At 33.8% G+C, this 2,640-nt stretch carries 3 protein-coding genes; all 3 read left to right on the forward strand.

Going from position 1 to position 2,640, the window contains the following annotated elements; translation table 11 throughout:
- Window positions 1-200 precede the first annotated feature (200 nt).
- From tilS to AB1630_12080, 3 genes are read left to right on the forward strand one after another with little or no spacing between them, the layout of a single operon-like run.
- The gene (gene tilS, locus AB1630_12070; protein MEW6104529.1) at window positions 201-941 is read left to right on the forward strand and encodes a tRNA lysidine(34) synthetase TilS; all 741 of its coding nucleotides are present in this window, start codon (window positions 201-203) and stop codon (window positions 939-941) included.
- Window positions 938-2,137 (forward strand): beta-galactosidase, encoded by a 1,200-nt coding sequence (locus tag AB1630_12075; protein MEW6104530.1) that lies wholly within the window; start codon window positions 938-940, stop codon window positions 2,135-2,137. Before tilS ends, AB1630_12075 begins: the two co-directional genes overlap by 4 nt.
- Window positions 2,138-2,605, forward strand: a complete 468-nt coding sequence (locus tag AB1630_12080; protein ID MEW6104531.1) for a hypothetical protein — start codon at window positions 2,138-2,140, stop codon at window positions 2,603-2,605.
- Window positions 2,606-2,640: the final 35 nt, after the last annotated feature.

The raw sequence follows: 2,640 nt of genomic DNA on the forward strand, positions 1-2,640 counted from the left end.
CAAATCATTGGACAGATTATATGAATGATTGAGAAAGTGGATAAATGGTTAATTAGACAAAGATGATATTCTCCTTTTCTCTTTTTCTTAAGATTCTCCGTTTCACAAAGAGGGGGTGAATAATTACGAAAAAAGATAAAATTAGGCTTAAGGTTTTAAAGAAGTGCGAAGCCCTTGTTTCAACAAAAGACAATATTCTAATTGGGGCATCTGGTGGTTGTGATTCAACGGCCCTTGTTTATATGCTTTGTTCACTAAAGAAAAGGTTTAATATTTCCCTTTTCCTTTGTCATTTTAACCATTGCCTTAGAAAGGAATCGGACAAAGATGCAGAATTTGTTAAAGAGCTGGCAGAAAGGTTTAATTTGCCTTTTTATGTTACAAGCTGGAAAAACCCCATTCATTCACAAAAGATGGCAAGAAGGGCAAGGTATGATTTTTTTTTAAAAACAGCGAAGGAAATAAATGCAAAAAGCATTGCATTAGGACATAATCTTGATGACAATATAGAAACAATCCTATTTCATATCATAAGGGGAGAAAACCCCTATAGAATAGAAGAAAAAATGGAAATGGATGGGATTACAATTATAAGGCCTTTAATTGATATTGAAAGGAAAGAGATTGAGGAATATTTAGCAAAGAATAATATTCCTTTTATAATTGACAAAACAAATTTAAGACCTGTATACACAAGGAATAAGATAAGGCTTAAGCTTATCCCTTTGCTTTATGAATTTAACCCAAGATTTAAAAAAGCTATCATTAAGTTTTCTAGCATTTGGAAAAGAAACCTTGATTTCCTTGAGGAGGAGGCAAAAAAACCAATTTCTAAACAATCCCATCCTGCCCTGTTGGCACATATCTTAAGGAAAAAAGGTTTCTCATTTTCAAAAATAGACCAGATAATAAAAATGGTAAAAAGAGGTGATGAAAAATGAGGGATGATTTTATCTTTGGGGTAACCTTATGTGAGGTTCCAGCCGAGGTAAAAGAGAAAGACCTTGAGAAGCTTAAGGAATTGGGTGTAAATGGCCTAAGGCTTCATTTTTCCTGGAAAGATATTGAGAAAGAAAAGGAAAAATTTGACTTTTCTTTTTATGACAGTCTAATTGATAAGGCAAAAGAAAATGGGTTTTTTGTTATAGCCGGGATTGGCTCTGGCTATAGCTCAATGCTTCCTTTTTGGATAGTAGAGGAAATAAAGGATGAGCTTAATGTTTTTTCATATATCCCAAAGCTCTCAAGGTTTGTAAATGAGGCTGTAGAGCAATTTAAGGGAAAGATAGATATATGGCAGGCTGAAAATGAGATAAACCATACATCATTCCATGTTGTGAATGGTTGGAGGGAAAAATCTTGGGCTTTAAACCCGGTGGTTGAGCTCTCTGTACTTTTGGGTATTATTTCAATCATAAAGGCAAATGATCCAGAAGCAAGGGTTATGATAAATCTTGAATGCGATAACCCAAATTGGGAATATTTCCTTAAGTTTTTTACTGAAAACAAATTGTCATTTGATATTATTGGCATTGATTTCTATCCCTGTTATAGCCCTGTATTTTCTCCAGATGACCATATTTTTAGTGAACCAGAAAGAATCCTTAAATTGAGTGAGATTATAGATAAGGCATCAGAATTTAAAAAGGATGTTATTGTTGCAGAGACAGGCTATCCTTCACCTAAAGGGCTATACACTTATGAAAACCAGGCATCATATATCCATCAAGCTTGCCAAGTTGCCTTATCCTCAAAGGCAAAGGGGCTATTTATTTGGGAATTTGCTGACCAATACTCAAAAAAACCAGAATTTCCAGAATACTATTTTGGTCTTCTGGATAATAATAGAAAGCTAAAGCTCGCAGGAGAGGTTTATAAAAATGAGATAAAAAGGGAAGGTCAAACAATCATTATCTCTGTAAAGGGCATTCTCTTTAGGGAGAAAAAGCAAGGGATTGAGGTTTATATAAACAATGGTTTTGTAGGAAAAACAAATTGTGATGGCTTTTTTATAAGCGAAAACCTAAAAGAGGGCGAATATAAAATTGCTGTAAAAGGGCTTCTTCCCTGGCAAGTGACCTCTAAAAAGATTAAGCTTGACAAAGGGATTTCTGAATCTATAAAGTTTATTCTATAAGTGTTTAAGAATTTGATAAATTTAGTAAAAAAGGATGTTTGGGCAAAAGAGGATGTTTGGGCAAAGCTTTTAAATGTCAAAGAGAGGCTTGATATTCTGGAAAAGCAAAACCTTCCACAGACCCAGAAATATAAAGAGGTATTAGAGGGGTGTAAAGAAAAAATAAATGATGCAGAGGAAGTTATTAGCTCTATTTTTAAAAACTACAATGTATTTTGGGAGATTGTTCATCGGATTGATGAGGATATTATGCTTTTTATCTCAGAGGATGAGTTATTAAGTAAGGCAATTAATGTAAAAACATCCTTTGACCTTAATATTAAAGAAGAAAAGCTAAGGGATGAGTGGCTTGGAAAACCTGGGGAGAAGGGAAAGCTTCTAGTGTGCTGTCCCTTAAATAAGGTATGTTATATTTTACAAGGTTTTCCTGCATATGTCCATGCAAATGGTTTTGCTTTTTTGTTGTAATATTCAATATACTCCAATAACTTCTGTTTTAATGC

The organism is bacterium (assembly GCA_040753555.1).
Lineage (GTDB): Bacteria > UBA9089 > UBA9088 > UBA9088 > UBA9088 > JBFLYE01.

Excerpts from the sequence above, each read along its gene's own strand:
- AB1630_12075 (MEW6104530.1), top strand. The coding sequence starts at position 938 with ATGAGGGATGATTTTATCTTTGGGGTAACCTTATGTGAGGTTCCAGCC.